Origin of the sequence: Parasphingorhabdus sp. (assembly GCF_039977335.1) — a bacterium.
GTDB lineage: Bacteria > Pseudomonadota > Alphaproteobacteria > Sphingomonadales > Sphingomonadaceae > Parasphingorhabdus.
In genome coordinates this window covers 992,553-1,009,160 of the sequence record NZ_JBDWDI010000001.1, presented here as the reverse complement: position 1 = coordinate 1,009,160, position 16,608 = coordinate 992,553, and the positions used below count along the sequence as shown (strand labels likewise).

The 16,608-nt window shown below is 52.7% G+C and carries 15 protein-coding genes; 9 read left to right on the top strand and 6 right to left on the bottom strand.

Translation table 11 applies throughout. The annotated features are described in order from the left end of the window. Positions 1 to 143: 143 nt before the first annotated feature. Positions 144 to 782: a response regulator transcription factor gene (locus tag ABJM21_RS04825; protein ID WP_348300113.1), complete on the top strand. Its 639-nt coding sequence runs from the start codon at positions 144 to 146 to the stop codon at positions 780 to 782. Positions 783 to 784: 2 nt separating this feature from the next. Here the strand turns inward: ABJM21_RS04825 and ABJM21_RS04820 are convergent, their stop codons facing one another. From ABJM21_RS04820 to ABJM21_RS04810, 3 genes are all read right to left on the bottom strand, one after another. Continuing rightward, on the bottom strand, positions 785 to 4,141 hold the full coding sequence (locus ABJM21_RS04820) for a PAS domain-containing hybrid sensor histidine kinase/response regulator (protein WP_348300114.1): 3,357 nt from the start codon (positions 4,139 to 4,141) through the stop codon (positions 785 to 787). Positions 4,142 to 4,233: 92 nt separating this feature from the next. Further along, positions 4,234 to 6,009: a sodium:solute symporter family protein gene (locus ABJM21_RS04815; protein WP_348300115.1), complete on the bottom strand. Its 1,776-nt coding sequence runs from the start codon at positions 6,007 to 6,009 to the stop codon at positions 4,234 to 4,236. A gap of 11 nt (positions 6,010 to 6,020) precedes the next feature. Continuing rightward, positions 6,021 to 6,335, bottom strand: a complete 315-nt coding sequence (locus ABJM21_RS04810) for a DUF4212 domain-containing protein (RefSeq protein ID WP_348382205.1) — start codon at positions 6,333 to 6,335, stop codon at positions 6,021 to 6,023. Between the two features lie 368 nt (positions 6,336 to 6,703). Here ABJM21_RS04810 and ABJM21_RS04805 point away from each other — a divergent pair, with 368 nt between their 5' ends. After that, positions 6,704 to 7,858 carry a hypothetical protein gene (locus tag ABJM21_RS04805; RefSeq protein WP_348300117.1) on the top strand — a complete coding sequence of 385 codons (1,155 nt, stop codon included), beginning with the start codon at positions 6,704 to 6,706 and terminating at the stop codon, positions 7,856 to 7,858. A gap of 169 nt (positions 7,859 to 8,027) precedes the next feature. Here ABJM21_RS04805 and ABJM21_RS04800 read toward each other — a convergent pair whose 3' ends face one another. Then, positions 8,028 to 8,180, bottom strand: a complete 153-nt coding sequence (locus tag ABJM21_RS04800; RefSeq protein WP_348300118.1) for a hypothetical protein — start codon at positions 8,178 to 8,180, stop codon at positions 8,028 to 8,030. A 15-nt stretch (positions 8,181 to 8,195) separates the two neighbouring features. On the opposite strand from ABJM21_RS04800, the gene ABJM21_RS04795 reads away from it, so the two are divergent. After that, positions 8,196 to 8,702 (top strand): CPBP family intramembrane glutamic endopeptidase, encoded by a 507-nt coding sequence (locus tag ABJM21_RS04795; RefSeq protein WP_348300188.1) that lies wholly within the window; start codon positions 8,196 to 8,198, stop codon positions 8,700 to 8,702. A gap of 66 nt (positions 8,703 to 8,768) precedes the next feature. Here ABJM21_RS04795 and ABJM21_RS04790 read toward each other — a convergent pair whose 3' ends face one another. Further along, positions 8,769 to 9,446, bottom strand: coding sequence for a nitroreductase (locus tag ABJM21_RS04790; RefSeq protein ID WP_348300119.1), 678 nt, complete (start codon positions 9,444 to 9,446; stop codon positions 8,769 to 8,771). A gap of 389 nt (positions 9,447 to 9,835) precedes the next feature. On the opposite strand from ABJM21_RS04790, the gene ABJM21_RS04785 reads away from it, so the two are divergent. From ABJM21_RS04785 to ABJM21_RS04765, 5 genes are all read left to right on the top strand, one after another. Next, the gene (locus tag ABJM21_RS04785; RefSeq protein WP_348300120.1) at positions 9,836 to 11,134 is read left to right on the top strand and encodes an SRPBCC family protein; all 1,299 of its coding nucleotides are present in this window, start codon (positions 9,836 to 9,838) and stop codon (positions 11,132 to 11,134) included. A gap of 78 nt (positions 11,135 to 11,212) precedes the next feature. Further along, positions 11,213 to 12,286 carry a GTPase ObgE gene (obgE, locus tag ABJM21_RS04780; protein ID WP_348300121.1) on the top strand — a complete coding sequence of 358 codons (1,074 nt, stop codon included), beginning with the start codon at positions 11,213 to 11,215 and terminating at the stop codon, positions 12,284 to 12,286. Beyond that, positions 12,283 to 13,392 (top strand): glutamate 5-kinase, encoded by a 1,110-nt coding sequence (gene proB, locus ABJM21_RS04775; RefSeq protein WP_348300122.1) that lies wholly within the window; start codon positions 12,283 to 12,285, stop codon positions 13,390 to 13,392. The genes obgE and proB overlap by 4 nt, the downstream gene beginning before the upstream one ends. A gap of 24 nt (positions 13,393 to 13,416) precedes the next feature. Next, on the top strand, positions 13,417 to 14,343 hold the full coding sequence (locus ABJM21_RS04770; RefSeq protein ID WP_348300123.1) for an NAD(P)H-binding protein: 927 nt from the start codon (positions 13,417 to 13,419) through the stop codon (positions 14,341 to 14,343). Positions 14,344 to 14,412: 69 nt separating this feature from the next. Further along, positions 14,413 to 15,603, top strand: a complete 1,191-nt coding sequence (locus ABJM21_RS04765) for a cytochrome P450 (protein WP_348300124.1) — start codon at positions 14,413 to 14,415, stop codon at positions 15,601 to 15,603. Positions 15,604 to 15,611: 8 nt separating this feature from the next. Here the strand turns inward: ABJM21_RS04765 and ABJM21_RS04760 are convergent, their stop codons facing one another. Then, a complete protein-coding gene (locus ABJM21_RS04760) occupies positions 15,612 to 16,130 on the bottom strand; it encodes a Pycsar system effector family protein (protein WP_348300125.1) in 519 nt (172 codons plus the stop codon). 187 nt (positions 16,131 to 16,317) lie between these two features. Between ABJM21_RS04760 and ABJM21_RS04755 the strand changes: the two genes are divergently transcribed. After that, the gene (locus tag ABJM21_RS04755) at positions 16,318 to 16,563 is read left to right on the top strand and encodes an acyl carrier protein (RefSeq protein WP_348300126.1); all 246 of its coding nucleotides are present in this window, start codon (positions 16,318 to 16,320) and stop codon (positions 16,561 to 16,563) included. The last annotated feature ends 45 nt before the right edge of the window (positions 16,564 to 16,608 follow it).

The window sequence follows — 16,608 nt, the reverse complement described above, 5'->3', positions numbered from 1 at the left end:
CCAAAACCAGATCCGGCAAAATCATGCGCCGCATCCTGCGCAAAATCGCAGAAAATGAACACTCCAACCTCGGCGATACCTCAACACTTGCAGATCCATCCGTCGTCGATACACTCATCCATGGAAGAATGAATAGGTAGGTTATGGCTCGTATCATTATCGCTGATGATCATCCCCTGTTTCGGGGCGCGCTCTGTCAAGCGGTACTGAAACTATGGCCGCAAGCTGAACTGGTCGAAGCAGAAACCGTAGCCGAAGCCCGTGATGCTGCGACTGCGGAACCAGCTGACCTACTCCTCCTTGATTTGCATATGGAGGATAGCGATGGATTGACTGCCTTGCTTGATTTCCGTCACGATTTTCCTGCGCTCCCCGTCATCGTTGTGTCTGCCAGTGAAGAAAGCCGCGTCGTGCGCGCTTGCCAAAGCCTGGGGGCATCCGGTTTCATTCCAAAATCCGTCGATTTGGATGTGATGCGGCAAGCACTTGCTCAAATCCGTGATGGAGATGTCTGGTTTGATGCTGATATCATTGAGAATGAAGAAGACACCATATTGTTCGAGAAACTAGCAAGCCTGACCCCGGCACAAAGACGAATTTTGAACCTCGTCAGCGAAGGCATGCTCAACAAACAAATTGCCTATAAAATGGAAATTAGCGAAGCGACGGTGAAAGCTCATATCACTGCCATTTTTCGTAAATTGGGTGTCGTCAATCGTACACAAGCAGTGCTCGTCGCCAAACAGCTGGATGTGGAATTACCCGAAGTCAAATCGGTCTAAGCTCAGGCTTTTCGCAATAACTGACTAATCAATGCGCGGAGAGCAGCTGGTGGCGCAGGTTTGATCAAGCGCTCGACCGCCAATGCGTCGGCCGCTTTCTTGGTGCGGTCGGAATCTTCCGCCGTCACCAAGATGGCTGAGGGACGCTGCTTCCATTTATCGACAAGATCTTCAAATAGCTGGTCGCCAGTGCAGCCGTCATCCAGTTGATAATCGAAAATCACTAGATCAGGCGCCTCGGAAAAAGTCTCGCGGGCCTGCTCTGGCCCCAATGCAGTTTTAATATCGCATCCCCAACGTTCGAGCAATGCGGACAACGCGTCCAAGGCATCTTGATCATTATCGATATAAAGCACCGTCTTGCCAGCCAGCTCGGAAGCGTTTGATTTATGGGCTTTGGCTGGCTTGCTAGCTTTGGCTTGGGCTCTGACTTGCTTGATGGAAAGTGAAAATGTGCTGCCCTTACCCGGCATAGACTCAACCGCAATAGTGGTATTCAGCAACCGGGCAATGCGCTGAGAAATGGATAGTCCCAAACCCGCGCCTTCTTTCTTGATATGTGATCCGACCTGCTGAAACTCTTCGAAAATCCTCTCATGCTGGGCATATTCGATACCGACACCGGTATCGGTGACGTGGATGTGCGCCTGATTAGACTTGCTCTTGGCCGTAAGAACAATCGAACCCTTTTCAGTATAGCGCACGGCATTGGACACCAGGTTCTGGAGAATACTCAGCAGCAAGTTCCTGTCTGTTTCGATCCACAGGTCAGTTTCTTCGACATTGAGCTCCAGACCCTTTACATTTGCTGCCCGATTAAATTCCGACCGCAGATCATCGAACAGCGGGTTGAGAGGGAATTTTGATATTTTTGGCTGAAGACCGCCGCCATCCAATCTGGATATATCGAGCAGTGCACGCAGCAACCGATCCGCCATTTCGATCGAGCGATCTATATCATGCGCCAGTTTTTTGGCCTTTGGCTGTTTATCGCCAATGACCTCGTCAAGGGCCGAGGTAAACAGCCTTGCTGCGTTTAAAGGTTGAACAAGATCATGGCTAGCTGCCGCCAGAAAACGGGTTTTGGAACGGGTCGCTTTTTCAAGCGCAGCATTGGCATCGGTCAGCTGTTTGGTGCGCTCTTCGACCTTGGCCTCCAGCGCTTGCTCGGATCTTCTGTCGGCCGTGATATCGGTATAGCTTGTGACATAGCCGCCTGTTGGCGTGGGATTGCCTGATATGCGCAATATCCGGCCATCGGCTTGTTCGCGCTCCAGAGCATGTTTGCGGCCAGCGCGCATATGATCGCGCCGTTTGGCCACTTCCAGCGAGACCTGATCTTTATCCACACCATTGCGGCGCAAATTATATCCAATCAGATCGACTATCGGACGGCCAATTGTGACCAGGTCATTCGGCAGTGCGAACATTTCAACATAGCGGCTGTTCCAGGCCACTAGCTGCATTTCATTATCCACAACCGCGACGCCCTGATCAATATTCTCTATCGCCGTCTGTAGCAGTTCACCGCTAAATTGGAGGCGCTGAGAGGTTTCGTCAAACATGGCGACGACCTGCTCCAGCGGGATCGGGTCACCTTCCATTGTCGAGCCGATAATCGCTCTGGCGGAAGAGGCTCCGAGCACGCCTGAAAGCTGCCGCTCAACCATTTCAATCAACTGATTGTCGGCCGGGTCCAAGTCTGCATAAACATGGCCCGCTTGCTGGCCCAGATGCTGCATGGCGGTGCGGCTGCGGTCTTCGCCAACAAACTGCCGCAGCAACAGACGGTAATCGGCCACGCGCATTTTTTTACTCGCTCGGCTGCCATCAGCCATGCGATATTCCATCGCGACAAACGCCGCAGATTGCGCCTTGTCGATGATATTTGCCTGACTGTTGAGTGAGAATATTATGTAAGCGGCAATGTTAAGCGCCAGACTAATAATGACCGCCGAAACCAGCCTATCATCGGCGATCTGAAGAATTGGATTGGCATCAAGATAGGTCGGGACAATCAGCAATGCCAACCACGCAGCAAAGCCCAGCGTGAGTCCGGCTATCATACCGATCCGATTGCCCTGTTTCCAAAACAGTCCGCCAATTAATCCCGGCGCAAATTGAGAAACGGCGGCGAAAGAAACGGTGCCGAGCCCAGCAAGGGTCGAGGCGCTGCTGATCGTACGATAATAGAGATAGGCAAAAAACAGCAATCCGATGATAGTCAGTCGCCTGATCCAGAGTAGCGACTGACCAAGCGCCGCATGATTGGTTTTGCGGCGATAGAAAAGCGGGACGATCAGGTCATTGGTTATCATGCCCGATAGCGCAACGGTTGTAACAATCACCATGCCAGTGGCTGCTGAAAAACCGCCGAGAAAAACCAGTATCGCAAGCCAGTCTGCGCCAGTGCTCAGCGGCAGCGCCAGCATCAACATATCGGGGCTTGTCTGACCGGCGGACAATAGCGATGTCCCGGCTAAAGTGATGGGGAAAACAACCAGCGCTATGAGAACTAGATAACCAGGGAAAATAAACCGCATCGGCCGATCCGGTGTATCTTTCTGCGCCTCGACAATGGTCATGTGAAACTGACGCGGTAAACACAAAGCCGCACAGGCCGAAATCAAAGTCAGTACGGCAAAACGACTGTCAAACTGGTTCGCGCGGAAAATATTATCGAAGCCGCCCGTGCTATCGGTGGGCACAAGGCTATTCCCCAAGAATAGCAAAAGCGCAAAGGCAGCAACGGCGAGCAGGGCCAGCATCTTCACTACCGCTTCGACGGCGATGGTCAAAACCAATCCGCGATTATGTTGTGTGAGGTCAAGTTGCCGTGCGCCGAATAATATCGAAAATAGTGCCATGATAGCGGCAACGCCCAGCACAACATCGTCCGGATTGACCGCAGCGCTAATATCTGGCGACAGCGCAAACAGCGTCTGGCCAACCGATTTTAGCTGCAAGGCGACATAGGGCAAAAGACCAACTGTGGCGATGATCGTAACCAGCGCAGCCACAGCGCCGCTTTTTCCATAACGGGTGGAGAGAAAGTCGGCGATGGAGGTGCTGTGGTGCGACTTGCCGAGCTGCAAGGTCCGCGCGACAATACCATAGCCCAGGGTGAACAATAATATCGGGCCGAGATAGATCGGCAAAAAATGCCACCCGCCTGATACCGCCGTGCCAACGGCACCATAAAATGTCCAGCTGGTGCAATAAACTGCCAAGGACAGTCCATAGACCCATGATTGGGTCCGTTGGTTTAACGGGAGACGCCCACCATCGCCCTTTAGCGCCAACCAGAACAAGCCGGCGGAATAGAGCACCGAAACGGCAAGCGCGATCCACAAGATCATATTTCTCTCCCGGTTCGCTTAAAGCAAATAAAAAAGGCGGCGCCAAGCGCCGCCCTTTTCCTCTCGCCAAGAGAGATACTCAATGGAGAGCATCAATGCTGGGCTGCATCTCCGGCTCCGCGTGGCACACGGATCGAATCGATCAGCTTGCGTACTTCTACCGGCGGTGAACCCGTCATTTTCGACACGGCAATCGCGATGACGAAATTGAGGGTCATCCCGACGACACCAATGCCTTCCGGTGAGATGCCGAATAGCCAGTTGGCCGCCACATTGGCGTCCGGTGCGATCAGCTTGAAATAGGCAATGTAGCTGAAGGTAAATACCAGTCCGCTGACCATGCCCGCAATCGCGCCTTCCTTGTTCATCGACTTTGAGAAGATGCCCATGAAAATGGCCGGGAACAAAGATGCTGCCGCCAGACCGAAGGCAAAGGCGACCACCTGCGCAACCCATCCCGGAGGATAGATGCCGAGATAGCCGGCCACGATAATCGCCGCTGTCGCTGCGATACGCGCCGCCAACAATTCACCTTTCTCGGTAATTTGCGGACGGAATGTGCTCTTCAGCAGATCATGACTGATCGATGACGAGATCACCAGCAGCAAGCCCGCCGCCGTTGACAGCGCCGCCGCCAGACCGCCAGCCGCGACCAGAGCAATCACCCAGCCGGGCAGATTGGCAATTTCCGGATTCGCGAGCACCATGATGTCGCGATCAACATAGACTTCGTTTTCGCTGTCTGGATTGACCGTGTTGGCAATCAACCGCTCGCCACTCGCACCGGTTTCACCGGTAAACTCGGGGCTTCCGGCAAAGGCATTGCCAGAGCGATATTCCATCTTGCCGTCACCGTTTTTGTCGGTCCAGGCAATCAGGTCGTTGCTTTCCCAGTTTTTGAACCAGGCAGGCGCCTTGGCATATTCTGTCTGGTCAACCGTTTCGATAAAGTTGATCCGGGCAAAAGCGCCAACCGCAGGAGCCGTGGTGTAGAGCAAGGCGATGAAGATCAACGCCCAGCCTGCCGACTTGCGGGCATCCGAAGCTTTGGGCACGGTGAAGAAGCGCACGATAACATGCGGCAATCCTGCCGTACCGACCATCAGTGCCGCGGTAATGCAAAACACGTCGATCATCGATTTGGACCCGTCCGTATAGGCGCCAAAGCCCATATCCTGCAGCACCAGATCCAGTTTCTGCAAGACATATAAGCCCGACCCGTCATTGACCGTCGACCCCAGACCCAGTTGCGGGATCGGGTTGCCAGTGACGAGAAAGCTGATGAAAAAGGCCGGAACCATATAGGCAAAGATCAGCACGCAATATTGTGCGACCTGCGTATAGGTAATACCCTTCATCCCGCCGAGCACGGCATAGAAGAAAACGATGCCCATTCCGATAATCACACCCATGGTGATCGGCACATCAAGAAAGCGGGAGAAGACAATACCTACTCCGCGCATCTGCCCGGCAATATAGGTAAAGCTAATGAAAATCAGGCAGATGACAGCCACCACGCGCGCTGTTTTGGAATAGTAACGCGTGCCGATAAAATCAGGCACTGTAAACTGACCGAATTTGCGCAAATAGGGTGCGAGCAAAAGCGCCAGCATCACATAACCGCCGGTCCAGCCCATCAGATAGACCGAGCCATCATAGCCGGAAAAGGCGATGATACCTGCCATTGAGATAAAGCTTGCCGCCGACATCCAGTCAGCTGCGGTTGCCATGCCGTTGACGACCGGATTGACACCGCCGCCGGCAATATAAAATTCCTTGGTCGATCCTGCCCGTGACCATATCGCAATCCCGATATAGAGCGAGAAGGACAGGCCGACAAAAATATAGATGAGTGTTTGCGTATCCATATCAGCCTCCCTCAATCATCAAGATCATATTTGCGTTCGATCTTCTTTATCTTCCACGTGTAGTAAAAGATGAGCAAAACGAAGACGTAGATGCAGCCCTGCTGGGCGAACCAGAAACCAAGCGGATAGCCGCCCAATGAAAACTGATCGAGGAAATCGCGGAACAATATTCCCGCGCCAAAGGATACGACAAACCAGACCGCCATTAACGACCAAAGCAGCCGGATATTCTCCGACCAATAGGCCTTTTCATTTGCATTGGTTTCAGTTTCTGATTCCGGTCCGCTGTCGTTCGGCTCCGGGACCGATGGATCATTGTCAGTCATCATATCCTCCCCTTCCTTGTGTTCACATGCTGACCCGTTTTTGGCCATTATCGAGAAAGCTAGTGGAGAAAGAAATTTTTAATAGAGAGACTTTGGTCTAATGTGGAGGTTTGATATATGTTTACAACGCATTCAACCGCGGATCAGGCCATCACCTATCAACAGATTTTCGCCCCTGCGACGCGCACTGGGCCCGAAACGGTTCGGCACAAGCCATGGCATCGGTCAGGCGCAACCGTTTGCTGGCCTCGTTGGATGCGTGTGACTTGTCACACAACGGTCTCCCAGAAAAAATGCTCTTACAATAAATATTACCACGATTGACCGGCGAAATTAGTCGTCTTAGCTTCGAAAATGGGAGACAAGTTATGGCCAGATTTTTTTCAATTTTTATGCTTGGGGCACTCTTGGCGGCAGTTCCTGCTTCCCATGGTGCAACCGTTCATGCGCAGACAAAAAAAGCGGCTACAAAAAAAACAACCACCGATGGACCGGCTGTTAAACGCGTTAAGAAAACATTCGGCAAACGCTTCGCTGCGGTGACAGAGACTGTCAGTTTAACTGAATATCTGGCGCTAAGGGAGGAGTTATACGACTATCTTGATATATTGCAGAAACAGTCCGAGCTTTATTCCCCCAGCCGATCGTATAGAACTGAAGAAAGACGGACCGATGCAGCAAAGCGTTTTGCGGACATCTCCGCCGCGCATGATCTGGTGACACGTTATTCTTATCTTTCGAGTTTTAGATATGAGCCAACTATGTTGTCGAAACATATCATTAATCTAAGGGAGAAATGTAAGAACGATGAAGCTGACCAGTTGCTTAGTCGCCTTAGATCACTCGTGCGCCAGTATAAGTCTCGGTCGGATACCGCGACGTTAGCGGGCACCAAAAGTAAAATTTATATTGGCGCTGCCTACGACGATTATCTGTCGGCACAATCAGAATATAAAAGGGCAAAGAACGCTCCTCGAAAGGAATGTGAAGACAAGAAAAACACAGGCGATGCGAATAGTGGCGGTGAAGTCGTCGAACTAGATGATATTGGTGGTGAACCGACTGCTGCGCCTACTGAACTTGATCCTTGCGAGCGAATTAATGGTCAAATTGATCCGATGAACGCGAGAGACTGTAAAGCTTGGGCACCAATCCTAGGAACCTGGGTTAACCGTGAATATGGCGGGTCCATAACGTTCCGTTTGCGTGCTGATCGCACTGTCTCCGCCTATATCGGAAGTAGTAATGAACGCATGCGCTACTATGGTTATAAAGAAGGCATGGAAATTTTGAATGGCTGGAAACTTGCCGGAGTAAATGGTGCCACTTGGCAGATCTGGGCCAAAGACGGATTCGAATTTGCCGCTAAGATGCCCGGCCGAAAACCGGGACAGACCTTTGGCCAGGCTGCATGGAACCCAAGCGGGATGATCTTCATTGATAAAAAACACCCTAACGCGATCAGTTTACCGGGGCAGCTGAAATGGCGCTTGTCAAACGGTACCGCTTGGATGCGACAATGATAGGGATATGAGAGTCTGGCGCACATTCTGTTACTTGGCTTTAGAACAACCATATTCTGTCGAAGCCAACCCGTCGTGACAAGAACGATAACGATCTATTTCGGTACAACCTGCAAAGGTTTGCTTTTGACTCTGCTTTGATCTTCGGTCAGAAAATGGAGATGACGGTCTAAGCCAGTGCGATCATCGCCGCTTCGCCATTAGCCAATGGTATGACTGGCGCAGAAGGTTTCTGAAAATTACGCCTGCTCTTGAACCCAAAGCCGCCACCAAGGGTGTTACCGCTAAATCTCGAAAGCGGACGTTGGGCATAGCGAGGCATTCTCACTTGTTGTCTATGCTGGCTTTCGTCGCTGCCACGCAATTTATGGGATTGGCCGCGGACTATTTCTTTGAGGATGTTGGTACCAGCGGGCGATTTGATCATATCGAAGGAAATTTGACGGCTTATATTGGAATCATGCTTCTTGTCTGGACCCATGGATCCTTTTTCGAGGAACTGTTGTTTCGCGCGTTCGTTATCGATCGCTCCAGCCACTTCTTGGGTGGCGGATTGAAAGCAGACTTGACTGCAGCGCTAATCTCTTCGGTGTTTTTCGGATATCGCCACTATTGCTATCAGGGCATGCATGGAGCGCTTATTACCGGCGCTGGAGGATTTGTTTTCGCAGTCTTCTATCTATGGTTTGGGCGTAAAAACATAGTGCCCCTCAATTTTTGCGCACGGCATCCTCAACTCCCTTGCTCAAACAATAAGGTACTTAGGCATCAAGGATTAGCGCCCGCTTTTATGTCTATGGCAGTCTCTAGCAACAAAACTGATTCATTGCGAAATCAGGTTTGAGTTCAACTACACGTACTGGACTGCCCGCTTGGTGTGGCCATCAGCCACCTCCTGCGCAAGATCAAGCTAGCCGTCAAAGCCAACAAAGATAGCTGCCTCATCAACAGATTTTCGCTTTGAAACCACTGCGTTTGCCGGAAAACTCTCGTCCGGCCAGCCCAGTGCGATGCTTTTCATGATCACTTGGTCATCAGCGATACCGGCATGCTCGCGCACAACTGGCGACTGCATGATGCCTTGGCTGTTGATGACAGTACCGAGGCCGCGTGACCACGCAGCGTTAACTAAGGCAGTCGCGACGGCACCACAATCAAACGGCGTGTCGTCACTTCCATCAAGGACCTTGTCATAAGTAATTATCACGCACACCGGCGCATCGAATTGCCGGAACCCGCGCATCACCCAATCCTGACGAGCATCCTTGTCATCACGCTCAATCTTCATCGCCGAAAATAGTTGTTTGGCGACGCCAATCTGCCGGTCGCGGTGCTGGCCTGCAAAGGCCTCTCCGGTTCGAAATTCTCGAGATTGCGGTACACCAGCTAACATCCGTTCGGAGTTACCATTTCGAATTTTTTCTAGTGGCTCACCTGTGATGACATAGAAATTCCAAGGCTGCGTATTCATCGACGATGGAGCGCGCATTGCTAACGCAATAATTTCCTCGATAAGTGATTGTTCAACTGGATCGGGTTTATATCCGCGTATACTGCGGCGACCGACAACAACTTCGTCAAACTGCATTCGTAGCCCCTCAAACTATTGGAGCCATTGGCTAGCCTATAAACAGGTGCATGAAAACCCCGGACAAATGAATGACCGATGTTGAGCAAACAAGCTTGTTCAAGGCGATATCAAGTCCAACAAATTCGGTAGCTAGAAGCAACGCCAAACATGGGTAATGAAATTTCCAACATTTGTAAGAAAATATCTGCCATCGACAATGATATCATCCCAAAGGGGATTGTGCACTTTGTGAACTTCGTACTTTCGTGCGGCGCCTTTTTTGCTTCTGTCCTACATCTCCGCGCTTTGATAGGTTCCCCAACGGATCGCCAGTCTATCACTATTGCCAATCGACTGTGCCGCTGGTGCCATGGCATCTGACGCAACAGGGAGAGACGAACAGAGCAATGCCTATGGACCCAGCCTATATAGAGCAGATCAAGCGTCTGATGGAGTGGGAAGCCGCGCGGACGGCTCCGCCGGAGGGGTTTCCGCATCTGCCTGATCTTGCTGCTGGCCGTTATACGTCGCAGGAATATTATGATCTCGAGCAGCAGCATATCTGGAAGAAAAGCTGGTTGTTTGCCGCCCATATAGATGAAGTACCTGAACCGGGATGCTTTATGAAATGGGAAAATACCGGTACGCCGGTCATCATCGTCCACGGTATGGACGGTGAAGTGCGGGCCTTTTACAATACTTGCCGCCATCGCGGTGCACCGGTTGTGACCGAGGAAAAGGGCCGCTCCCCGCGCCTGATGTGTGGTTATCATAACTGGACCTATAAGACCGATGGCGAACTGGTCGGGGTTCCCGAAAAACAGGATTTTACCGGACTCGATATGTCCTGCCGTAGTCTGATCCCAGTCAAATGCGAACGACTGGGCAATGTGATCTTTGTGAACTTTGACGATGATGCGATGCCGTTGAAAGAGTGGCTGGGCCCCGTTTGGAATGACTGGGAAGAATTCCAGTTTGATAAGATCAAGCTAGCTGCACGCCACAGCTTTGACCTCAACTGCAATTGGAAAGTGGCGATGGAGGCCAATATGGAGGTCTATCATGTGCCCTTCATCCACCCCGAAACCGTCGCGCCGCTGGTCGACAGCAAGCGCAATGTGAACACCATGTTCCCCAACGGTCACGCCCGGATGCTGGCCCCTGCCCCGCAACAGACAGATCGCGCGCATGTCCGCGCTGTCGATTCCCCGCCGGAATGGCAGGAAATGGATACAGTTGGCGAACTCGGGCGCACCTGCACGCAAAGCTACACCATGTTCCCGAACTGGGTGTCACCGCTATCCAATTATTTCGTGCCGCCTTTGGTTTTCTGGCCAACTGGGCTCAATACGACCCGGTTGGAGCTCGTCACGATGGCGCTGGACTGGGGGAACGGTCCAGCGCCAGACTTGTGGACGGTGCCGGACGAAAGCAAACCGAATGGCCGGGACATGAGCCCGATTATTTTGGAAGACACGCAATTTGGCGAGATGATCCAGAAATCCATGGAAAGCGACGGGTTCAAAAGTGTACCGCTCAGCTATCAAGAAGCGCGCATCTATAGTTTTCATCAGAGTTGCGACAAAATGATCGGTCTCGACAAGGTGCCCGAACATCTCGCGGTGGATCAGGTCATTGGCGAGGAATGGGTCTATCCCAATGATCCGCGCGTGGCGCAAATGGAGCAATTGCAGGCGGCGGAGTGAAAGTCTGCGGATGACGGTGATGACACTGGGTAATCAAGCCCCTAGCTATTCGCTTCGCCCTTCCCTAAATGCACCATCATGCATTTCTTAGATCAAGCCAAAATATATGTGAGCTCTGGCCAGGGCGGGCCCGGTGCTGTCAGTTTTCGGCGTGAAAAATATATTCAATATGGCGGTCCGGACGGCGGCAATGGCGGCAAAGGCGGCGATATTATCTTCAAGGCGGTTGAGGGCCTCAACACCCTGATCGACTTTCGCTATGCCCAGCATCTCAAGGCGCAGCGCGGCAAAGGCGGCGCTGGCCGCAATCGCACCGGTGCTGGCGGTGACGACCGGATCATCAAAATACCGGTTGGCACGCAAGTCCTGTCCGAAGACAAAGAACATGTGTTGCTCGACTTCACCCGCGAAGGACAGGAAGAGCTATTCCTCGAAGGCGGTATCGGCGGCCGTGGTAATGCCAGCTATAAAAGCGCGACCAATCGCGCACCGCGCCAGCATCAACCGGGCGAACCTGGTGAAGAAGCAGCGGTCTGGCTGCGGCTGAAACTCATCGCTGATGCTGGGCTGGTTGGATTGCCCAATGCAGGCAAGTCGACGCTGATCAACTTTGTGAGCAATTCAAAAGCCAAAGTCGGCGCCTATCCGTTTACAACGATCCACCCACAATTGGGCGTCGTCCAGCATCAGGGCCGCGAATTTGTCCTCGCCGACATTCCCGGCCTGATTGATGGCGCAGCGGACGGCGCAGGTATTGGTGATCGCTTTCTCGGCCATATCGAACGATGCAGAATCTTACTCCACCTTATCGACGCAACCGGGGATGATCCGGTGGCTGCTTGGAAAACCGTTACCAAAGAGCTGGAGCAATATGGCGGCGGCCTGGCTGAGAAGCCGCAAATATTGGCGCTGAATAAGGCTGATCTACTTGATGATGAGTTGATGGATTCCATCGCCGATGACCTTCGCGCAGCGGGTGCGACCGACGTCCTTCCGCTATCCGGCGCGACCGGCAAGGGTATGGACGCTGTGCTAAACAAAGTGCTTGAAGCGGTCGGGGGCCACAGCTCCATTGAGAAGAAAGACCAGCTCGCTAGCGATATTGATGTCGACGGCGATGAGGAGGAAAAAACGGACTGGTCACCGCTGTGAGCCTGCAGGATAAGAAGAAAATTGTCATAAAGGTTGGATCGTCACTTTTAATTGGCGCTGACGGCACCGAGCGGCGCGATTGGCTGGAAACTCTGGTATCCGACATAGCAAAGCGCCATCAGGACGGTGCATCTGTCATCATCGTTTCCTCTGGTTCCATCGCGTTGGGCGCACGCAAACTTGGTTTGGAAAAAGGCGGGCGAGCCAGTTTGGCCGATGCTCAGGCAGCCGCATCGGTTGGGCAAATTGCACTCAGCAGCTTGTGGTCCGAATTGCTGGCAAAGCATGAGATTACCGCTGCACAAATGTTGCTCACACTGGATGACATGGAAGACCGCAAGCGGTATCTGAATGCCACGGCAACGCTTGATCGGCTGGTTGACAAGCACGCAGTGCCGGTGATCAACGAGAATGATAGCGTGGCGACTGATGAAATCCGCTTTGGCGATAATGACCGTCTGGCGGCTCGGGTGGCGCAGGCGGCTTGTGCGGACCATGTGCTGCTGCTCTCTGATATTGATGGTCTTTATGATCGTCGTCCCGATAGCGATGACAAAGACCTGTTGATCGGCACGGTTGAACAAGTGGACGAGAGCATATTGGCGATGGCCGATGGCAGTTCTTCGTCTGGATTGGGTTCGGGAGGAATGACCTCAAAATTGGAAGCCGCTCAGATTGCCAATATGGCAGGCATTCCATTGTCGATCATATCCGGCCGCGAAGATCACCCGTTGCGACGCTATGAAAACAGCGGCAAAGGCACGTTATTCAAAGCCAGCGGCGGCGCTAACGCCCGTAAAAGCTGGCTCGGTGGCCGCCTCACCTCGGCTGGCACAATCATGGTGGATTCCGGCGCTGCGACAGCACTTCAGGATGGCGGTAGCCTCCTCGCCGCCGGGATTATCTCCGTAACAGATGGATTTGCCCGCAGTGATGTGATCGATATTACCGGACCCGACGGTCAGCTCATTGCACGCGGACTGGCTGAATATGACGCGCTCGACTGCGCAAAAATTATCGGGCGGCGCAGCTCGGAACTCGAAGCCCTTCTAGGCTACGCACCTCGCAGTGCCGTGGTTCATCGGAACCAGATGGTGCTGGTATGAAACGGGACATGAGCAGTTAGTCGCATGCTGACGAAACAAACTCTGGCAATCACCGGCGCGACTGGTTTTGTGGGCGGGCATTTGCTCAACCTAGCCGTCCGCGCCGGTTTTCCAGTACGCGCCCTTACCCGCCAGACACAGGATGACCGCCCCAATGTAACATGGGTGCGCGGTGCACTCGATAATCCGGCAAGCCTCAGCGTGTTGTGCACTGGGGCCGATGTGGTGATCCATATCGCCGGTGTCGTGAATGCGCCTACTCGCGAAGGATTTGAAGCAGGCAATGTCGCTGGCACGTTGGCGGTTGTCGAGGCGGCGAAAAAGGCGGGATGCAAACGCTTCATTCATGTCTCATCGCTCGCTGCCACCCTGCCCAAGCTGTCCATCTATGGCGATACCAAGGCTAAGGCAGAGAAGATAGTCGCAAGCAGCGGACTAGACTGGACGATCATCCGGCCGCCAGCCATTTACGGACCCGGAGACGGTGAAATGCTGGAGCTGTTCAAGATGGCAAAAACCGGTTTTGTAACCCTGCCCCCCGATGCCGACGGACGGCTTTCCGCCATCCACGTCGACGATCTGTCCCGCGCCTTGATGACGATTATCCCCGAGCATGAGGATCTAACCGCTCAGATTTTTGAGGTGGACGACGGCAAGACCGGCGGTTGGACCCAGACCAGTTTCGCCAAGGCGATCGGTTGGGCGACCGGCAGACGGGTCAAACCTATAGCCACGCCGAAACTTCTGCTGGAACTCGGGGCCAAAGCCGATCGCCTTGTCCGCCGTGACAAGGCCAAGCTGACCGAAGATCGGGTGAATTATTTCTGCCATGATGACTGGACTGTCGACCCCGCCAAGCGGCTGCCGCCCGAATTGTGGACACCACAAATTGAGACGCGGCAGGGACTGAAAGATACCGCAAAATGGTACCGTCAGAACGACTGGCTCTGACGCCTCCTAAAATCACTAGCTGTCATCCCCGCTAAACAGGCGCATAATTACGGTTTGGGAGAAGATGTTATGCAAAACAATGCGGCGACGCGCGATGACGTGCCCACTCATGATTTCGATATTTACGCCGAACCGGCGATCAAGGTCGATGTCCATGATGCTTTTCTGGCCTTAAAAAAAGAGGCCCCTCCCCTTTTCTGGACACCCAAAAATGGCGGTCATTGGATCGTCACCGATGGCGACATGATGATCGATTTGCTGCGTAAACCGAATATCTTTTCCAACGAGAATTTCTCGATCCCCCATATCGAAAACATACCCAAAACAATCCCGCTATCCCTCGATCCGCCGGAACATCGACCCTACCGCCAGATGATGCGCCCGTTTTTCGAGAAAAAGGCGATTGCGCCATTGCAAGACCGGATTCAACAATGGGCAGACCGGCTTATTGGTGCGGTCAAGGCTGATGGACAATGCGAATTTATCGACGCGGTTGGATCACGCTTTCCGGTCTCCGTCTTCATGGAGATGTTGGGATTACCACTGGACCGGTTTGATGAATTCCGCGCACTGGTGAACGAAAATTTTGAACTGGCCGGCACACCAGAGGTAGCTCAGGTTCAACAGAAAATTGTCGCGATGCTGGCAGAATTTGTGAAGCTGCGTCAGGTTGATCCCAAAGACGACATGATGAGTCATATCATCCAATCCGATATTGACGGGTGCACCCTTTCCTTCGAAGAACTGCTCTCCATCGCGCATTTACTCTTCCTCGCGGGCCTTGATACTGTGGTCAATGCACTCAGTTTCAGCATGAAGCATCTGGCCGCAAATGCAGCGCTCCAGCAGCGGATCATCGATGACCCCGCCTGCATCCCCGATGTCACCGAAGAATTGCTGCGCCGTTACAGCTTCGTCAACCTGCCGCGCCAGATCAATGAAGACACGATATTAGGCGGTCAGAAATTATCCAAGGGTGAGAAGATCATCTGTCCGCTCGCGATGATCGGTTGGGAAGACAAACTCAACGAAGACCCGATGACCGTTTCGGTTGACCGCAAACATTATCGCCATGGCGCTTTCGGGTCTGGCATCCATACCTGCCTAGGGCTGCATCTCGCGCGGATGGAGCTGCATATTTTTTACGAGACCTGGTTCCGCGAAATTGGCCGGTTTCAATTGGCCCCGGACAAACGGCAAGGCGCCATGCGTGGTGGCGTAGTCTGGGCGATTGAGGAACTCTGGCTCAGCTGGAAATAGACCTGTCTTTAAAGCAACGGACCAGAAAACTGCTCCGCGAGATATGTAACGAAAGTCAGCGATAGACCGAGCAGAAAGACGCGGTAGGCAAGGCCCAGATAGCGGTATTTCTTACGCTCCAACACCACGCCCATTTGATAGATATCGCGCAACATTGTGCGATAGACCGTTTCCTGATCGACGAAATTCTCTGACAAAAGCTGATCTTTAAACTCGTCTTCCGATATTTTGGAGAACGCTCCAAAGAACAGCATATTAGGATTGGCACCCGCCCGTATCTTTGTTGCTGGCATAACCGCAATTGCGGCTAAGCCTGCTGCACAAAAAGCTGATATCGCCAGTATGAGCAGCGGCAAGGAGAAGGTGCTGGCATGGCTTTGCCCAATCGCCAGCGTAAAGACGACGAACGTTGCACCAATCAGCATATTCGCCTTGTGATCTGCCATCAAACTGAGTTGAACATGATGTTGTTGTGTCGTGCGCAACAATTGGATGACTTCATCCGGCCATTTTCGGTCCTCGGTCATGCTTCACCCTCCGCAAAGGCGCGACCCGATGCGATACAAGAGTGACATAATCGGTGCAATTGGGCAAGTTACGGCGCATATCCCCATCCTTGTGCCCTGTTTCGGCCTTATTCGCTTGCCAATGGGGACTGCATATTGGCAAAGGTTGTCTACACACAAGCAGGCCGAAATACTGGGGAATTAAAACATGGCAAGTCGCGAAGAAATTATGGCCAAAGTTGAGGCCTTGATCGGGCCATTCAACAACAAGGGCGTTGAACTGAAAGATGCCACCACCTTTGCAGGTGATCTGGAATGGGACAGCCTGACGGTAATGGATTTTGTCGCTGCGGTGGAAGATGAGTTTGATATCATCATCACCATGAATATGCAGGCCGAAATCGAGACTGTTGGCCAACTCGCCGACGCAGTTGCCAAGTTGATGGACAACTAGTTCACGCAAACATGAACTCGTCATGCTGAAACAAGATCAGCCGTG